13 protein-coding genes are annotated in these 16,175 nt (G+C 70.8%); 5 read left to right on the forward strand and 8 right to left on the reverse strand.

Annotation, left to right across the window (positions count from 1 at the left end; genetic code table 11):
- Positions 1–128: 128 nt before the first annotated feature.
- From ACIP67_RS39670 to ACIP67_RS39695, 6 genes are all read right to left on the reverse strand, one after another.
- Positions 129–1,829, reverse strand: a complete 1,701-nt coding sequence (locus tag ACIP67_RS39670; RefSeq protein WP_401698684.1) for a carbohydrate-binding module family 20 domain-containing protein — start codon at positions 1,827–1,829, stop codon at positions 129–131.
- 423 nt (positions 1,830–2,252) lie between these two features.
- Complete coding sequence (locus ACIP67_RS39675) at positions 2,253–3,302, reverse strand: LacI family DNA-binding transcriptional regulator (RefSeq protein WP_401698687.1); 1,050 nt, start codon at positions 3,300–3,302, stop codon at positions 2,253–2,255.
- Positions 3,299–4,984: a glycoside hydrolase family 13 protein gene (locus ACIP67_RS39680; RefSeq protein ID WP_401698690.1), complete on the reverse strand. Its 1,686-nt coding sequence runs from the start codon at positions 4,982–4,984 to the stop codon at positions 3,299–3,301. The genes ACIP67_RS39675 and ACIP67_RS39680 overlap by 4 nt, the downstream gene beginning before the upstream one ends.
- Positions 4,985–5,009: 25 nt before the next feature.
- Complete coding sequence (locus tag ACIP67_RS39685) at positions 5,010–5,906, reverse strand: sugar ABC transporter permease (protein ID WP_401698693.1); 897 nt, start codon at positions 5,904–5,906, stop codon at positions 5,010–5,012.
- Positions 5,903–6,913 (reverse strand): carbohydrate ABC transporter permease, encoded by a 1,011-nt coding sequence (locus ACIP67_RS39690; protein ID WP_401698695.1) that lies wholly within the window; start codon positions 6,911–6,913, stop codon positions 5,903–5,905. The genes ACIP67_RS39685 and ACIP67_RS39690 overlap by 4 nt, the downstream gene beginning before the upstream one ends.
- A 23-nt stretch (positions 6,914–6,936) precedes the next feature.
- Positions 6,937–8,211, reverse strand: a complete 1,275-nt coding sequence (locus ACIP67_RS39695) for an extracellular solute-binding protein (protein WP_401698698.1) — start codon at positions 8,209–8,211, stop codon at positions 6,937–6,939.
- Between the two features lie 363 nt (positions 8,212–8,574).
- On the opposite strand from ACIP67_RS39695, the gene ACIP67_RS39700 reads away from it, so the two are divergent.
- A complete protein-coding gene (locus ACIP67_RS39700) occupies positions 8,575–9,639 on the forward strand; it encodes a LacI family DNA-binding transcriptional regulator (protein ID WP_401698701.1) in 1,065 nt (354 codons plus the stop codon).
- Between the two features lie 112 nt (positions 9,640–9,751).
- Here ACIP67_RS39700 and rfbB read toward each other — a convergent pair whose 3' ends face one another.
- Both rfbB and ACIP67_RS39710 read right to left on the reverse strand, forming a co-directional pair.
- Positions 9,752–10,729 (reverse strand): dTDP-glucose 4,6-dehydratase, encoded by a 978-nt coding sequence (gene rfbB / locus ACIP67_RS39705; protein WP_401698703.1) that lies wholly within the window; start codon positions 10,727–10,729, stop codon positions 9,752–9,754.
- The gene (locus ACIP67_RS39710; RefSeq protein ID WP_401698706.1) at positions 10,726–11,790 is read right to left on the reverse strand and encodes a glucose-1-phosphate thymidylyltransferase; all 1,065 of its coding nucleotides are present in this window, start codon (positions 11,788–11,790) and stop codon (positions 10,726–10,728) included. Before ACIP67_RS39710 ends, rfbB begins: the two co-directional genes overlap by 4 nt.
- Positions 11,791–12,055: 265 nt before the next feature.
- Here ACIP67_RS39710 and ACIP67_RS39715 point away from each other — a divergent pair, with 265 nt between their 5' ends.
- The 4 genes from ACIP67_RS39715 to ACIP67_RS39730 are packed head-to-tail and all read left to right on the forward strand — an operon-like array spanning position 12,056 to position 16,168.
- The gene (locus ACIP67_RS39715) at positions 12,056–13,348 is read left to right on the forward strand and encodes an aspartate aminotransferase family protein (RefSeq protein WP_401698709.1); all 1,293 of its coding nucleotides are present in this window, start codon (positions 12,056–12,058) and stop codon (positions 13,346–13,348) included.
- Positions 13,345–14,478, forward strand: a complete 1,134-nt coding sequence (locus ACIP67_RS39720) for an ATP-binding cassette domain-containing protein (protein ID WP_401698712.1) — start codon at positions 13,345–13,347, stop codon at positions 14,476–14,478. Before ACIP67_RS39715 ends, ACIP67_RS39720 begins: the two co-directional genes overlap by 4 nt.
- Positions 14,475–15,284, forward strand: coding sequence for an ABC transporter permease (locus ACIP67_RS39725; RefSeq protein ID WP_401698715.1), 810 nt, complete (start codon positions 14,475–14,477; stop codon positions 15,282–15,284). Before ACIP67_RS39720 ends, ACIP67_RS39725 begins: the two co-directional genes overlap by 4 nt.
- Positions 15,281–16,168, forward strand: coding sequence for an ABC transporter permease (locus tag ACIP67_RS39730; RefSeq protein WP_401698718.1), 888 nt, complete (start codon positions 15,281–15,283; stop codon positions 16,166–16,168). The genes ACIP67_RS39725 and ACIP67_RS39730 overlap by 4 nt, the downstream gene beginning before the upstream one ends.
- Positions 16,169–16,175: the final 7 nt, after the last annotated feature.

Here is a 16,175-nt window from a genome sequence, read left to right on the forward strand (position 1 = left end):
CGCCGGTCAGGCCGCCCTCGTCGTTGGAGGTCGACCCGTTGGCGAAACGGTCCGGCAGGAGCAGGTAGAACTGCTCGCGGGAGGACGCCGGGCGGTCGTGGGGGGCAAGACCGTGAGGGGTGACCGGCTCAGCTGCGCCAGGTGTCACTCAACGTGATCTTGCCGCTGGACGGGACGGTGGCGGTGCGGTTGCTGCCGCTCTCCCAGGTGACGTTGCCGGAGGCGTCCTTGCGGATGTACTTGTACTCGAAGGACGTTCCGGCGGTCAGTTCGACGTCGAGCTTCCACACGGGGTAGCTCGTCGGGTCGAGTTTGAGCGCGCTCGCGGTGTTCCAGTTGCCGAGCGCGCTCTGGTTGCCGGTGACGTAGATGTTCTCGCCGTAGACCGTGGTGGCGTTGACGTTGAACGACGCGCCGGTGCTGACGACGGGCTCCTCGCTCTCGTCGTCGCCGCACGTGGTCGCCCCGGTGTGCAGGGCGAGCGCGGTGTTGGAGCCGAGCGTGGCGGTGAACTGGCCGGAGCTGTTCACGGTGACGGGCTGGTTGCTCTGGACGTCGCAGTAGGTGCCCGCGGCCAGGGAGGTCTGGAAGGTGCTGGTCAGCGACGACGACTCGTGGTTGATCACCACGTAGGCGTTGCTGCCGCGGCCGAACGCGATGGCGTTGTTGCCGTTGTCCCACCAGTTGGTGACCGCGGCGTCGCCGGCGGTGTTGCGCCACCCGACCATGCTCGCGATCTCGGTCCAGGCGTGCTGGCACTTCCAGCCCTCGGTGTAGCAGGCGTTCACCTGGCCGTTGTTGGGCGGTCCGGCGTCGCTGTCGGAGAACTCGTAGCCCGAGTGGACGTCCGGGGAGCCGTAGGGCCAGGCCAGCATGAAGACGTTCGCCAGGGTGAAGTTGGCGCCGTCCTTGTAGGTGAGGGTGGTGCCGGTGCGCTCGGTGTCGTGGTTGGTGACGAACACGGAGGCGGTGGAGCTGGAGACGTAGCCCCAGGCCTCGCCGAAGTTCTTCAGGTACGACAGCTTCTCGCTGTTGAAGACGCGCTTGAGGTCGCGGCCGTAGGTGAACTCCTGGACGTCGCCGGTGCCCGTGTACTGGCTGGGCTGCACCGCCTCGCCGGAGGCGCCGATGGTCTCCTGCTTCCAGTAGACACTGGAGTTGGTGAGCCTGCTCTTGATGTTGCTCAGGTCCGCCGGGTCGATGTGCTTGGCCGCGTCGATGCGGAAGCCGTCGACGCCGAGCGAGAGCAGGTCGTTCATGTAGCCGGCGATCGTCTTGCGGACGTACTCCTCGCCGGTGTCGAGGTCGGGCAGGCCGCCCAGCTCGCAGTGCTGGACGTTCCAGGCGTCCGCGTAGTTGCTGATCGAGGCCGTGCAGTCGTCCATGTCGGCCGCGGAGTAGGTGCCCGGGTAGTCGTACTTGCTGAACGTGGAGCCGCCGGAACCCGTTCCGGAGCTGTTCGCCATGTGGTTGATTACCGTGTCCACGACAACCTTGACGCCGGCGGCGTGGCAGGTGCTCACCATGGACGAGAAGGCGGTCCGGTCACCCAGCCTGGTGTCGATCTTGTAGCTGACGGGCTGGTACGCGGTCCACCACGGGGTGCCCTGGATGCGCTCGTTGGGCGGGGACACCTGGACGTACCCGTACCCGGCGGGTCCGAGCGAGTCCGTGCACGCCTGGGCGACCGAGCTGAACTTCCATTCGAACATCACGGCCGTGACGTCCTTGTCGCCGGGAGGCGCCGCCTGAGCGGTACCCGGCACCGTGACGGCCACAGCGGCTCCCGCGACAATGGCGAGTGCAGCGGCCACGGTTCTCCTGGCCATGGTTCCTCCTGATCCACGCACGTGGGGGGAATGCGGATGAGAGGCCTCACGCAGCAACGCGCCGTGCCTGGGGGCCTGTTGACGGTTCTTGCTGAAACACGGCAGAACTTCTTGCGGTCGTGACCGTACGAGTCTCCTCACCGTTGGTCAACAGGTGGCGCAAGAGCTCGTTCGTCTTGTCGAAGAAGCCCAAGGTCAGCCGGGCGTACGGGTTTTGACTGGCTGAAAACTCTTTCGCAACCGTTGCAACGGTGTTACGTTCAACCGCACTTCCGGTCCGGTGCGCCGGAGGGACGGGACGTACGTCCGACGCCCTCACGCGCCCGGCCCGCCGGACCGGTTGCACGAGCGAGGCCCCGCGGCCCACTGCCGCCCCGCTGCCCCGACCAGGGCCGGCCGCGGGGCCTCCCCCACACGGCCGCCTCACGCGTTCCACCGCGCGGTCGAGCCCCGCACCACCAGCTCCGGCTGGAACACGAACTCCGTCCGCTGCACGGGGTTTCCGTCGATCTCCTCCAGCAGCGCGTCCACCGCGGCCGTCGCCATGGCCTGGACGGGCTGGCGCACCGTGGTGAGCGGCGGATCCGTGAAGGCGATGAGGGGCGAGTCGTCGAACCCGATCACCGAGACGTCACCGGGTACCTCCCGCCCGCGCTCGCGCGCCGCGCGGATCACCCCCAGCGCCATGAGATCGCTGCCGCAGACGATGCCGGTGCACCCCTGGTCCAGCAGCGCGCCACCCGCCGCGTGGCCGCCCTCCACGGTGAACAGGGTCCGTCTGATGCTCCGTCCGATCGCCTCGCGGGGCACGCCCAGCTCGCTGCGCACCGCCACCGCGAACGCCTCGGCCTTGCGCCACGACGGCACGAACCGGGTGGGGCCGATGGCGAGCCCCACCCGCTCGTGCCCCAGGTCGGTGAGGTGCCGTACGGCCATGCGGATGGCCGACCGGTCGTCCGAGGAGACGCACGACGCCCTGATCTGCTCGTTGAAGCCGTTGACCAGCACGAACGGCATGCCCCGGCTGGCGAGCTTGTGGTACCGGGTGGGGTCGGCGGTGAGGTCGGCGTGCAGCCCGGACAGGAAGACGATGCCGGTGACGTCCCGCTCCAGCAACTGCTCCACCAGCTCGTCCTCGGTGGCTCCGCCGGGCATCTGGGTGCACAGCACGGGCGTGTACCCGTGCCCGGCCAGCACCTGCTCGATGACCTGCGCGAAGGCCGGGAAGATGGGATTGGTGAGCTCCGGGATGACGAGGCCGACCAGGCCCGCGCTGCGCTGGCTGAGCCGGACGGGCCGCTCGTAGCCGAGGACGTCGAGGGCGGCCAGCACCCGCCGCCGGGTGCCGGCCGCCACCCCCGGCTTGCCGTTGAGCACCCGGCTGACGGTGGCCTCGCTGACCTGCGCCTGGGAGGCGATGTCCAGGAGCCGCGGGACGCCTCGGTCGACGCCCCGCGGCAGGGAGAGCGTCACACCACAGCCCACCAGACAGTGCAGTCCGCCGGCAGCTCGACCTCGTCGGCGGCGTCCACGGAGGCATCGCTGCTCAGCAGGATCCGGCCCGGCGACGGCAGCCGGACGGGCGCGTCCGTGGTGTTCACGGTGCAGACCAGGTCGGACCGGTACGGCTCGCTCCCGGGCCGGCGCGAGGAGCGGCGGAAGACGAGGACGCCCTCGGGGGCGTCCAGCCACTCCACCCGGTCGCCGGCCCCCAGCGCGGCATGGTCCCGGCGCAGCGCCAGCGCGCTGCGGTACAGCTCCAGGGTGGAGTCGGGGTCGCCGGACTGCGCCTCGACGGACAGGTCCGCCCAGCTCGCCGGCTGGGGCAGCCAGGCCGGTCCGCCGACGGGTCCGAAGCCGTACGGCGGCTCGGTCCCCGACCAGGGGATGGGCACCCGGCAGCCGTCGCGCAGCCCGTCCTGGCCGTTGTCCCGGAAGAACGACGGGTCCTGGCGCACCTCGTCGGGCAGGTCGGTCACCTCGGGCAGGCCGAGTTCCTCGCCCTGGTAGACGTAGGCGGAGCCGGGCAGCGCCAGCATCAGCAGGGTGGCCGCGCGGGCCCGGCGCAGTCCGCGCCCGGGATCGCCGTCGGAGAGGCGGGTGGCGTGCCGTACGACGTCGTGGTTGGACAGGACCCAGGTGCTCGGCGCGCCGACGGTGCGCATCGCGTCGAGGGACTCGTCGATGGTGGCCCGCAGCGCGCCGGCGTCCCAGCCGGTGCCCAGGTAGTGGAAGTTGAACGCCTGGTGCAGTTCGTCGGCGCGCAGGTAGAACGCGGTGCGCTCGGCGCTGGGCGTCCAGGCCTCGGCGACGCCGATGCGCGGGCCCGGGTACTCGTCGAGGATCTCGCGCCAGGAACGGTAGATCTCGTGCACGCCGTCCTGGTCGAAGAACGGCAGGGCCTGGTTGCCCAGCAGCTTCAGTTGCTCGCGGTGGCCGAGGTCGGGCAGCCCGGCGGCCTTCACCAGGCCGTGGGCGACGTCGATGCGGAAGCCGTCGACGCCCATGTCCAGCCAGAACCGCAGCACGGAGCGGAACTCGTCCCGGACGGCCGGGCTGTCCCAGTTGAAGTCGGGCTGCTCGGGGGCGAACAGGTGCAGGTACCACTCCCCCGGTGTGCCGTCCGGGTTCGTGGTCCTGGTCCAGGCGGGTCCGCCGAAGACGGACTCCCAGTCGTTGGGCGGCTCGCCGCCGTCTGTGCCGCGTCCGGGGCGGAAGTGGAACCGCTCCCGCAGCGGGGAGCCGGGGCCCTCCCGCAGCGCCCGGCGGAACCAGTCGTGCTGGTCGGAGCAGTGGTTGGGGACCACGTCGACGATGACGCGCAGGCCCAGGGCGTGGGCGTCGCGGATCACGGCGTCGGCGTCGAGCAGGGTGCCGAACATGGGGTCGACGGCCCGGTAGTCGGCCACGTCGTAGCCGCCGTCGGCCTGCGGGGAGACGTAGAAGGGGCTGAGCCAGACGGCGTCGACGCCGAGTTCCCTCAGGTACGGCAACCGGGTCCGCACCCCTTCCAGGTCGCCCTCGCCGTCGCCGTTGCTGTCGGCGAAACTGCGCGGGTAGACCTGGTAGATGACGGCGTCCCGCCACCATTCCGGGCGGTCGGGGCCGCCGGCGCCTTCGACGCCGGGGACGGGTTCGGTCAGGTACTGGGTCATGTCTTCTCTTCCTGCGAGAGGACGGTCAGGACTTGGTGGCGCCCGCGGTGAGGCCCGAGACGAGGTGCCGCTGGACGAGGCCGAAGACGATCGCGGCGGGAACCGCGATGATCACGGCGGCGGCGGTCAGGGATCCCCAGTCGCTCGTGTACTGGTTGACGAAGGTCTGCAGACCGCCGGCGAGCGTGAGGTTCTCCTCGCCGGTCATGAACGCGGAGGCGTAGGCCACTTCGGCCCAGCCGGTGATGAAGGTGTAGAACGCGGTGACCGCCAGGCCCGGCTTGGCCAGCGGCAGCACCAGCCGCCAGAACGTGCCGAACGGGGTGAGCCCGTCGACCCGGCCGGCCTCGTCGATCTCCACCGGGATGCCGTCGAAGTAGCCCTTCATCATCCAGGCGCAGAACGGCACCGCGACGGTGAGGTAGGTGACGACCAGGCCCAGCGGCTGGTTGAGCAGCCCCAGGCCGGCCAGCAGGTTGTACAGCGGGACGATCAGGACCGCGACCGGGAACATCTGGGTGAGCAGCAGCATCCACATCAGCGGACGCGTGCCGGGGAACCGGAAGCGGCTGACCGCGTAGCCGGTGGTGGCGGAGATGAAGACGCCGACCAGGGTGGTCAGGCCGACGACGAGCAGGGAGTTCTGGAGCCAGGCGAGGAAGTCGGTGTCCTGCACGACATGGCGGTAGTTGCCCAGCGTGAAGTCCTTGACCAGCGAGGTGTCGAAAGCGTCGGACTTCGGCTTGAACGAGGTCACCACCAGCCACAGCGGCGGGAACACCGCGACGACGGCGGCCACCAGCAGCCCCGCGTGCAGTCCCACCGAGGCGATCAGGGGGCGTTCGCCGCGCCCGCGGCCCCCGCGCCGCGGGGCGGTGGTGGCTACGGCACCGGCGGGTGTGGACGGGGTCGTGTCGGTCACCAGACGTCTCCCTGCTTGCGGAGCGCGCGGCGGTAGCCCGCCGCGAAGAGGGCGAGGAGGAGCAGGATCAGCACGCCCCAGGCGGCGGATCCGGCGTAGTCGCGCGGGCTGATGACGAAGGACAGCCGGTAGGCGTAGGTCACGAGGATCTCCGTGGCGTCGCCCGGGCCGCCCCGGGTCAGCAGGAAGATCACCGGGAACATGTTGAACGTCCAGATGGCGCTGAGCAGGACGACCGTGCTGGAGACGGAGCGCAGTCCGGGCAGGGTGATGTGACGGAAGCGCTGCCAGGGGCCGGCCCCGTCCATCTCGGCCGCCTCGTACAGGTCGCCGGGGATCGCCTGGAGTCCGCCGAGGAGGGCGATGAGCATGAACGGGACGCCGAGCCAGACGTTGACGGCGATGACGGAGATCTTCGCCCAGGTCGGGTCGTTGAGCCAGGAGATCTGCTCGAAGCCGGCGCCGGTGAGCAGCGTGTTGAACAGCCCGCTGCGTTCGTTGAACAGCAGCCGCCAGGTGAAGACGGACACGAACGCCGGGACGGCCCAGGGCAGGATCAGCGCGGTGCGGTAGACGCCGCGGCCGGCGAGTCTGCGGTTGAGCATGACGGCCAGGACCAGGCCCAGCCCGAAGGAGAGAGCCACACAGGTGACCGTCCACACGACGGTCCAGGTGAGCCGGTCCCAGAACACGTCGTCGGTGAGGATCGACGTGTAGTTGTCGAGTCCGACGTTCTCGTACGTGGCCGGGATGTGGTTGACGCCGATGGTGCGCTCGACGTTGGCCTCGTTGGCGTCGGTGAAGGACAGGTAGAGGCCGCGGGCGAGGGGGTAGCCGATGATGACGCCGATCACGATCACCACGGGGGCGACCATGCTCCAGGCGTACCAGTGGGTGGCCAGGGCGCGGCGCAGCCGGCCCGGATGCTTGTCGGTGCTGCGGCGGCGACCACGGGGAGCCGGGGCTCCCGTGGTCTCCACCGTCGACCGGGTGGTGTCGACAGCCATGGGTGGGTCAGCCTTCCCGGGACCTACTGGTAGTCCTTGAGGAGCTTGCGGTAGGCCTCGCCGTTCTCCTCGGCGGCCTGCTGCGGCGTGGTCTTGCCCGCCAGGACGTTCGCCATCTGGACGCGGATCGACTCGAACAGGGCGTTGCCCTGGGCGATCCAGGGGCGCTCGACGGCCTTGTCGACGGCGGGCTTGAAGAACTTCACCATCTCGTTGCCCGCGACGGACGGGACCTCGTACACGGAGGTGCGCGTGGGCAGCAGGCTGAGCTTCTCGGTGGTCTGCTGCTGGACCTTGGCCGAGCTCATGTACTTCACGAAGGCGTAGGAGGCGTCCAGGTTCTTCGAGCCGGCGTACACCGACAGGTTCCAGCCGCCCTGCGGGGAGCCGGCCTTGACGCTGCCGGCCGGGACGGGGGCGACGCCGAGGTTGGCCGGGTCCTCGAACTTCTGGCCGCTCTTGACGTCCTCGATGGCCCAGGGGCCGTTGATCATCATGGCGACCTTGCCCGACTTGAAGGCGTTCTGCATGTTGTTCCAGCCGTCGGCCGCGTCCGTGATGGCGGCCTTGCTGTCGACCAGGTCCTTCATCGCCTGGTAGGCCTTGACGCCGGGCTCGTCGTCGATGGTGATCTTCTTGGTCTTCTCGTCGACCAGGTCGCCGCCCTCGCCGTAGAGGTAGGGCAGGAACCAGTACGGGTCGTCGCCGCGCAGGTAGAGGCCGGTGGCGCCGGTCTCCTTCTCGATCTCGGTGGCCGCGGTCTTCAACTCGGTGAGGGAGGTGGGAACTTCGACGCCCGCGTCCTTGAGCAGCTGCTTGTTGTAGAAGAGCGCCAGGGTGTCGATCACCTGGGGCACCGCGTAGGTCTTGCCCTCGTACTCGGTGCTGGCCGCCGCCTGCGGGAGGTAGTCCGCCTCGTCGTCGAGCGCGGCGGTGCCGTCGAGCGGGGCGAGGTAGCCGATGCTGGCGAAGTCCGCGACCCAGGCGACCTCGGTGCGCATCACGTCGGGGGCGCCGGAGTTGCCGCCGGCCGCGTTCTTGAACTTGGCGTTCGCCTCGCCGAAGGGCACGTTGACGTACTTGACGTCGACCTTGGGGTGTTCCTTCTCGAAGGCCTCGGCGAGCGCCTGGTAGGTCTCCTTCTCGGCCTCGTTGGAGGTGTCCCAGAAGGTGACGGTGCCCGAGAGCTCCTTCCCGGAGCCGCCGCCCTTGGTGCTGTCGTCGCTGTCGTCGCCACAGGCCGTCGCCGTCAGGGCGACGGCTGCGATCAGCGCGGTGGCCACAATGCCACGCCGCATGTGAACTCCTTCGACTGGATCCCGGAAGAGGGCGGGGGCGCAGGTCGCCTCCCGCTGGCCGCTGCCTCGCGGCGCCGGGTAGCCAGGAACGTAACAGGGTTGAAAAGTTCCCGAAAGGTCTTGCGGCAAGTTACAGCAAGTAGATTCCGGCCAATTTTCCTTGTGCTGAACGGGAGTTGGCCGAACAGCGGCACGCGCCGGACCGGCCGGGGCGACTCCGACCAGGGGCGGTACCTCTGGAATGAACCCTTCCGTCCGCTATCGGTACGGACAGGTTCTGTAAGTGTTTTCTGCAAGTACCGAGGGGGAGGTGTGAAGCAACGCGGTGGGCAACGCGCAGGCCAACAGGTACAGTCCACTGCCATGACCGCGCGACTCGCCGACATCGCAGCCCGGGCGGGGGTCAGCAAGGCCACCGTCAGCCGCGTGATCAACGGTGCGCGTGGCGTCGCCTCGGACACCCGCGCGTCCGTCCTCGCCGCGCTCGACGTCCTCGGCTACGAACGGCCGCCCCGGCTGCGGCCCCGCGCGGACCTGGTGGGGCTCGTCACCCCCGAGCTGGACAACCCGTTCTTCCCCGCGCTGGCCCAGGTCATCGGGCAGGCTTTGACCCGCCTCGGGCGAACCCCGGTCCTGGCGGCGCAGAGCCCGGGAGGGTCGACGGAGGACGAGCTCACCGACATGCTGGTGGCCCGGGGAGCGGCCGGGATCATCTTCGTCTCCGGTATGCACGCCGACACCACCGCCGACACCGGCCGCTACGACCGGCTGCACGAGGAGAAGGTGCCCTTCGTCCTCGTCAACGGGTTCTCCCCCGCCATCCGGGCGCCGTTCGTCTCCCCCGACGACCGCTTCGCCATGGCCCTGGCGGTGACCCATCTGACGGCGCTCGGGCACACCCGGATCGGACTGGCGCTCGGGCCCGAGCGGTTCGTGCCGGTGCAGCGCAAGATCGAGGGCTTCCGCAGCGCCGTACGGGAGCAGTTGGGGCTGTCGCCCGAGGCGGCCGGCGAGCTGATCCGGCACTCCCTGTTCACCCTGGAGGGCGGCCAGGCCGCGGCGTCGGCGCTGCTCGACCAGGGGTGCACGGCCGTCGTGTGCGCCAGCGACATGATGGCCCTCGGCGCCGTCCGCAGCGCACGGCAGCGCGGGCTGACGGTGCCCGGGGACGTCTCGGTGATCGGGTTCGACGACTCGCCCATCATCGCCTTCACCGATCCGCCGCTGACGACGATCCGGCAGCCGGTGCAGTCGATGGGGCAGATCGCCGTCGAGGCGCTGATGGAGGAGATGGCCGGGAACCCCTCCCCGCACACCGAGTTCGTCATCATGCCCGAGCTGGTGGTCAGGGGGTCGACCGCGTCCGCGCCGCACGGACGGCGGCCGACCGCACGGCACGGACGGCCGCCGGCCGCGCGCCGTGCCTGAACGCCGTGCCTGAACGCGGTGACTGAACGCCGCGACCGGACGCCGGGGCCGGACGCCACGGCGGTCCGTTCGCGGTCGGTCGTACCGGCCCGCGACCGGTACGGCCGGTGCTCTACCGCGCCGTGAGCAGGGAGCGCCACCAGTCGGGGTGCCGCTTGTACCACTCGGCGGTCGCGGCCAGGTCGGCGGCGAAGTCGCTGCGCGGGTGGTAGCCCAGCTCGGTGGTGATCTTGGTGTGGTCCACCGCGTAGCGGCGGTCGTGCCCCTTGCGGTCCTCGACGGTGACGATCCGCTCGGGGCCCGCGCCGCACAGCGCGAGCAGACGGTGGGTCAGGTCTAGGTTGGTGAGGGAGGTGCCGCCGCCGATGTTGTAGATCTCGCCCGGCCGGCCCGACAGCCGGACCAGTTCGAGCGCTCGGACGTGGTCGTCGACGTACAGCCAGTCGCGGATCTGGAGGCCGTCGCCGTAGAGCGGGACGGTGCCGCCCTCCAGGAGGGCGGTGAGGAAACGCGGGACGAGTTTCTCGGGGTGCTGGTAGGGGCCGAAGTTGTTGGAGCAGCGGGTGACCCGGACGTCGAGGCCGTGCGTGTGGTGATGGGCCAGGGCGATGAGGTCGGCGGCCGCCTTGGAGGCCGCGTACGGCGACGACGGGCGCAGCCGGTCGGTCTCCTTCGCCGCGCCGGTCGGCAGCGATCCGTACACCTCGTCGGTGGAGACCTGCACGAAGGTGCGCACTCCGTGCCGCAGGGCGGCGTCCAGCAGGACCTGGGTGCCGACCACGTTGGTCCGGGTGAAGTCGCCGCCGTCCGCGATGGAACGGTCGACGTGCGACTCCGCCGCGAAGTGCACGACCTGGTCGTGCCCGGCCATCAGCGACGCCACCAGCGGCGCGTCGCACACGTCGCCCTGGACGAAGGTCAGGTCGGGGTGGGCGAACACCGGATCGAGGCGGGCCACGCTGCCCGCGTAGGTGAGCTTGTCCAGGACGGTCACGGCCGTGCCGCCGGGGCCGTCCGGGCCGAGCAGGGAACGGACGTAGGCGGATCCGATGAAGCCGGCTCCGCCGGTGACGAGGATGCGTGGGCTCATGAGGTGAGATGCACCTTGCTGTGGTCGCCGATCACGAGACGGTGGGCTTGCGGGGGACGGGGGGCCTGCCCCACCACGGCACCGCGGCCGATGAGGGAGGCCTCGATGCGGACGGCCCCCTCCACCTGGGCGCCGCGCAGCAGGACAGAGTACTCGATGGCGCTGTCCTCGACCCGGCAGTCCTCCCCGATGGAGGTGTACGGCCCCACGCTGGAGTTGCTGATGACGGCGCCGGCGCCGATGACCACCGGGCCCACCACGCGCGAGCCGCGCACGACGGCGCCCTCGGCGACGCGGACCCGGCCGACCAGGGTGCTGGCCGGGTCGACCTTGCCCTCGACGGCGCCCTCCAGCCCGTCGAGCACCTCGCGGTTGGCCTCCAGCATGTCCTCGACGCTGCCGGTGTCCCGCCAGGGCCGGTTGGTGACGATGGCGCGCACCGGCAGGCCCTGGTCGATCATCCACTGGATGGCGTGGGTGATCTCCAGTTCGCCGCGCGCGGAGGGGCGGATGGCGCGCACCGCCTCGTGCACGGCCGGACTGAACGCGTAGACGCCGATGAGGGCGAGGTCGCTGCGGGGGGTGTCGGGTTTCTCCTCCAGGCGCAGCACCCGGCCGTCGGTGTCCACTTCGGCGACGCCGAAGGTGGACGGGTCGGCGACGGGGGTGACCAGCAGCCGGGCCTCGGCGGGCCCGGCGGTGCCGCGCACCAGCTCGGTGACGCCCTGGGGGAGGTAGTTGTCGCCCAGGTAGAGCAGGAAGTCGTCGTCGCCCAGGAAGTCCCGGGCGATCAGGACCGCGTGCGCGAGTCCCAACGGCTTCGGCTGCGCGAGGTAGGTGATCCGCAGGCCGAAGGCGCTGCCGTCACCGGTCAGTTCACGGATCGCGGGGCCGTGGGCGCCGACGACGACGCCGACGTCCCGGATACCGGCCGCCGCCAGGGACTCCAGGGCGTAGAACAGCACGGGCTTGTTGGCGATCGGAAGCAGCTGCTTCGCGCCGGAGTAGGTGAACGGCCTGAGCCGACTACCGGTGCCCCCCGCCAGGACCAGCGCCTTCACCTCGGCCTCCGGGGTAACGAGGCCGTCTGAAGGTGTTGTGCTCTCACGGATCCCTCCTCGGGCAAGAGGCGTGGTGCGGCCGGAAGGCCACCAAGACTCAAGCAGAGCCGAGCAAGCGACCGCAAGGGTCAACTGAAAGTTTCAGCAACTGCTTGCGATCTCTGTGCCAGGGTGTTTGACTCACTTCTCGCACCGCCAACGGCGTTGTCCTGCAACGCATTTCGCGGATTTCGCAAGGCAGTCCGTCCACCCACTGGGGGCCGCAGTGACAGGTTTCCGGCAAGCCCGGCAACTGGAGAGAGAGGCCCGGCATCTCGCGCCCGGCGCCTCCGAGGAGGCCGAGCACGGGCGCCGGGTGTTCGCCGAGGGCAAGGGTCCCGTCCTGACCGACCTCGACGGCAACCAGTACCTCGACTTCGCCGCCGGCACCCTGACCCAGTCCCTGGGTCACGGTCACCCCGAGGTCGTCGAGGCGCTCACGGCGCAGGCGCACCGGTTGTGGAACGTGCACGACAGCGCGACACCGGACCGCGCCGACCTGCTCGACCTGCTCGCCCGGCTGCTCCCCGACCACCTCGACACCTACGCGTTCTTCTCCACCGGCGCGGAGGTCGTGGAGGCGGCCCTGCGGGTCGTGCAGTCGACGGCCGCGCCGGGCCGCAACCGGATCGGCGCGCTGCGCCACGGCTTCCACGGCAAGACCATGGGCGCCCGGATGCTGGTGCACTGGGACGTCGGCCACCAGGCGTTCAGCGGCAACAGCGTGCTCGGCTACGCGCCCTACTGCTACCGCTGCCCGCTGGAGCTGGAGTACCCCTCCTGCGACGTGCGCTGCGCCTCGCTGGTGCGCCGGCACATCGCCACCAAGCCGAACGTCTCCGCGCTGGTCTTCGAGCCCGTGCTCGGCGCCGCGGGAGTGATCGTGCCGCCGCCCGGCTACTGGGAGCGGGTCGGCGAGGCCTGCCGCGACAACGGGGTGCTCCTGGTCGCCGACGAGGTGCTCACCGGCGGCGGGCGCACGGGCGCCTTCCTCGCCAGTGAGCGGCTCGGCATCGAACCGGATCTGGCGATGCTGGCCAAGGGCACCGCCAACGGGTTCCCGTTCGCCGTGCTGGCCGGCCGCTCCGAGGTGCTGCGCAGGCCGGAGGCCGCCACCCCGGGGGCGTACGCGTCGACGTTCGCGAGCAACCCGCTCGGGATCGCCGCCGCCCGCGCCACCCTGGAGGTCATCGAACGCGACCGGCTGATCGAGCGCGTGGACACCCTCGGCGCGCTGCTGGAGGACCGGCTCGCGCAGTTGCACCGGCGGTTCGACCAGCTCGGCCAGGTCCGCGGACTCGGGCTGCTGTGGGGGCTGGAGTTCGTCACCGACCGCGACAGCCGGACCCCCGCCCCGGACATCGCCCGCGCCGTCTACACCACCGCCCTCGACCTGGGGCTCAGGGTCGCGCTGGGCGGGCACGTGCTGCGCCTGGCGCCGCCGTTCACCGTCGACGAGGCCCTCTTGGAGCAGGGCGTGGCGCTGCTCGGCGAGGCCATCGAGCGGGTGGTCGCGTGATCGTCGCCGACCACCTCGTCAAGGAGTTCCGGCTGGCCGAGCGCAAACCCGGCCTGCTGGGCAGCGTCTCCACCCTGTTCACCCGCCGGCACCGCATCGTCCGCGCCGTCGACGACGTCTCCTTCGAGATCCCGGCCGGCACCAAGACCGCCTACATCGGCGCGAACGGGGCCGGCAAGTCGACCACCATCAAGATGCTCACCGGGATCATGACCCCGACCTCGGGCCGCTGCCTGGTCGGCGGTCTGGAGCCCTACCGCAACCGGCAGCTCAACGCCCGCCGCATCGGCGTGGTGTTCGGCCAGCGCAGCCAGCTGTGGTGGGACCTGTCGGTCCCGGACTCCTTCCGCATCCTGCAACGCATCTACGACATCCCCGAACCGGTCCACCGCCGCAACCTCGCCCTGTTCAGCGAACTCCTCGACATCGACGCGCTCGGCACCACCCCCGTGCGGCAGCTCAGCCTCGGCCAGCGCATGCGGGCCGAGATCGCGGCGAGCCTGCTGCACGACCCCGAGGTGCTGTTCTGGGACGAGCCGACCATCGGCCTGGACATGGTCCTCAAGGACGCGGTGCGCGAGCTGGTCAACCGCGCCCACCGGGAACTGGGCACCACCGTGGTGCTCACCAGCCACGACATCGCCGACATCGCCGCGATCTGCGACAGCGCCCTGGTCGTCGACCACGGCCGGGTGGTCCACCAGGGCTCCCTGCACGACCTGTTACGGACCTCCGGTCACCGCTCGGTGGTCTTCGACCACCGTGACGGCACCTCGGTGCCGGCGGCGCTGCACACCATCGAGGCGGGGCTGCCCGGGGTGCGCGCCGTACCCGGCGACGAGGGCCGGATCCGCGTGGAGTACCCGACCGGCGAGTACACCTCCCGGCAGGTGCTCACCTTCCTGCTGGACCGCTTCGACCTCGCCGACTGGTACGCCCCCGAACCGGACCTGGAGGACGTGCTGCGGCAGATCTACAGCCGCTCCCGCACCTCCCGGCCCACGCCGGACGGCGCGACGGCCGCGAGCGGCACTGTCGCCGGCGACACTGCGGCGAGCGGCGCTGCGGCGAACGGCGCTGCGGCGAGCGGCGAGGCAGCCGACGGTGCGGTACGGAACGGCACCGCGTGAAGAGCCGTCTGCGCGCCTACGCGCCCTTCGCCACCAGCGGACTCCAGTCGCTGCTCCAGTACCGCTCCATGTTCGCCATGACCGCGATGACCGCCGCGGCGGGCGCCGCCGTCACCGTCTTCCTGTGGCGGGCCGTGTACGCCGGGAACCCCGGCACCGGGCCCGGCGGCTTCGACCAGCGGAGCATCACCACGTACCTGCTGGTGGCCCAGCTCCTCCAGGTGCTGCACACCAACCGGGTGGACGACGAGGTCGCCGCCGAGGTCTACCGGGGTGACGTGGCGGTGATGCTGGTGCGGCCCGTCAGCTACCCGGTGATGCGGTTCTTCGCCTGCCTTCCGGTGGTGGGGGCCAACGCCGTCCTGGTCGGCGTACCGGTGCTGGGGCTGTTCGCGCTGCTGGTGCCGCTCACCGCTCCCCGGCCGCTGGACCTGCTGCTGTTCGCGGTCTCCACCGCCCTGTCGGTGCTGCTGGCGTTCTGCGTGAACCTGCTGACCGGCATGACCGGCTTCATCACCACCAACACCTGGGGTGTGCGGATGGTCAAGCAGAGCGTGGTGGGCTTCTTCGCCGGCCAGCTGGTGCCCCTCTCGCTGATGCCCGGACCGCTGGAGACGCTCGCACGGGCCCTGCCGTTCAGCGGCATGGTGGACGGCCCGCTCACCCTGCTGCTGGGCCGGTACGACGGCTGGACGGCCGCCGCCGGGGTGCTGGCCGGGCAGCTGGCCTGGGTGACCGTGCTGACCCTGCTGTGCGCGGTGCTGTGGCGGGCCAGTCTCAGCCGGCTGGAGGTGCTCGGCGGATGACACCCACCGAACCCGTCCCGCACGGCGGACATCCGGCACCCGCCGGGCGGCCGCCCGCCCCGGCGACGCCGCCCGTGGCACGGGCGGTCCGCACCCTGGTCCGCTACGTACGGCTCGCGCTCTTCCTCGGCGGGGTCGGACTGCACCGGCTGACCGCGTACCGCATGGACTTCCTGCTGGGCGCCGGCGCGTTCCTGGTCCGGGTCGGCCTCCAGACCGCGGTCGTCGGACTGGTCTTCCGCCAGGTGCCCGCCGTGGGCGGCTGGTCGTACCACGAGGTGCTGTTCCTGCTCGGCTTCTCGCTGCTGCCGCGCGGACTGGACCACCTGTTCACCGACCAGCTGTGGGAGCTGGGCCGCAAGCTCGTCCAGCGCGGGGAGTTCTACCGGTATCTGATCCGGCCGGTGAACCCGCTGTTCTCCCTGCTGTCGGAGCGGTTCTTCCATCCCGACGGGCTCGGGGAGCTGATCGTCGGGGCGGTCCTGGTGGGCTACGCCGGCTCCGAGCTCGGTCTGTCGCCGACCCCGGAGCAGTGGCTGCTGGCACCGCTGCTGGTGCTGTGCGGCGCCGTCATCCACACCTCGGTGAAGCTGTTCTTCGCCTCGCTGTCCTTCTGGACCGTGACGAGCCTGCCGTCGATGTACGCGGCGAGCCAGGTCTCGGAGTTCGCCGCCTATCCGCTCGACATCTACCACCCCTCGCTGCGCGGACTGCTGACCTGGGTGCTGCCGTTCGCGTTCACCGCGTACGTGCCGAGCACCTATCTGCTGCACGGCGGGACCGGGCTGCTCGGCTGGCTGCCCGTGGTGACCGCCGGCGCGCTGGCACTCGCCCTGGCCGTGTGGCGGCGCGGCGTCAACACCTACGAGACGACGGGGAGCTGACTCGCCC

Origin of the sequence: Streptomyces sp. NPDC088812 (assembly GCF_044750285.1) — a bacterium.
Classification (GTDB): Bacteria; Actinomycetota; Actinomycetes; order Streptomycetales; family Streptomycetaceae; genus Streptomyces.

Excerpts from the sequence above, each read along its gene's own strand:
- ACIP67_RS39690 (WP_401698695.1), bottom strand. The coding sequence starts at position 6,913 with ATGGCTGTCGACACCACCCGGTCGACGGTGGAGACCACGGGAGCCCCG.
- ACIP67_RS39670 (WP_401698684.1), bottom strand. The coding sequence starts at position 1,829 with ATGGCCAGGAGAACCGTGGCCGCTGCACTCGCCATTGTCGCGGGAGCC.
- ACIP67_RS39700 (WP_401698701.1), top strand. The coding sequence starts at position 8,575 with ATGACCGCGCGACTCGCCGACATCGCAGCCCGGGCGGGGGTCAGCAAG.
- ACIP67_RS39730 (WP_401698718.1), top strand. The coding sequence starts at position 15,281 with ATGACACCCACCGAACCCGTCCCGCACGGCGGACATCCGGCACCCGCC.
- rfbB (WP_401698703.1), bottom strand. The coding sequence starts at position 10,729 with ATGAGCCCACGCATCCTCGTCACCGGCGGAGCCGGCTTCATCGGATCC.
- ACIP67_RS39695 (WP_401698698.1), bottom strand. The coding sequence starts at position 8,211 with ATGCGGCGTGGCATTGTGGCCACCGCGCTGATCGCAGCCGTCGCCCTG.
- ACIP67_RS39680 (WP_401698690.1), bottom strand. The coding sequence starts at position 4,984 with ATGACCCAGTACCTGACCGAACCCGTCCCCGGCGTCGAAGGCGCCGGC.